Genomic DNA, 337 nt, shown 5'->3' on the forward strand with positions numbered 1-337 from the left:
GTCGGTGGGCGGGCACTGGTCGGCGGTCGTGATGCGGCCTGAGCCGAAGTCGGTCGCCGGCACCAGTCCCAGCACGGCCAGTGCGGCCGCGCCCGCCACGGCCCGTCGCGACCGGCGCGTTCGCAGGGCGCGGATCAGGACGCGGGCCAGGGCGCGCAGGCGGTGGCGAGGCCGTCGCACGGCCGCCAGCATGCACAGCGCGGCCAGTACGGGTGCCGCGGTCTGGTCGAGGAAGAACTGCACTCCTTCCCATCCTCCCCACGAGGAGAGGCAGTCGCGGTTGATGACCATGTCCGCGAGGAAAGCCAGCGGGCCGATGCCGTACAGCACGAGCAGG

General features: G+C 73.3%; 1 protein-coding gene. It reads right to left on the reverse strand.

Features of this window, described 5'->3' with window-relative positions:
- The coding region (locus ACWJ6R_RS38165; RefSeq protein WP_449066824.1) for a hypothetical protein at positions 1-291 on the reverse strand (291 nt) is incomplete at its 3' end.
- Positions 292-337: the final 46 nt, after the last annotated feature.

It is taken from the genome of Planomonospora algeriensis (assembly GCF_977012225.1).